This is a genomic window from Desertibacillus haloalkaliphilus (assembly GCF_019039105.1).
Lineage (GTDB): Bacteria > Bacillota > Bacilli > Bacillales > KJ1-10-99 > Desertibacillus > Desertibacillus haloalkaliphilus.
The window spans coordinates 1-368 of record NZ_JAHPIV010000383.1; the positions used below are offsets into that span (position 1 = coordinate 1).

1 protein-coding gene is annotated in these 368 nt (G+C 35.6%); it reads left to right on the forward strand.

All coding sequences use genetic code 11. The features are described 5' to 3' along the window. Window positions 1-328, forward strand: a 328-nt coding sequence (gene fliN, locus KH400_RS22440) for a flagellar motor switch protein FliN (RefSeq protein ID WP_217228412.1), incomplete at its 5' end; no start/stop codon positions are given. Window positions 329-368: the final 40 nt, after the last annotated feature.

Consider the following 368-nt stretch of genomic DNA (forward strand, 5'->3'; position numbering starts at 1 on the left):
GCGTGATGTCGATGTTCAACCAGCAGCATTTTCAACATTTGAAACGCCGCAATTGTCACCGAGTGAATCGAATAATCTAAATATGTTGTTAGATATTCCTCTTCAGGTAACAGTTGAGCTAGGTAGAACGAAACGCTCAATCAAGGAAATTCTTGAGTTTACACAAGGATCCATTATCGAACTTGATAAATTAGCAGGGGAACCAGTAGATATTCTTGTTAATCAAAAATTAATTGCTAAAGGTGAAGTCGTTGTAATTGATGAAAATTTCGGAGTAAGAGTTACTGATATTGTAAGTCAAGAAGATCGAATTCGAAATTTAAAATAGGGGAAGCGGAATGATCTATGTCAGCAAAAGTGTTAATTGT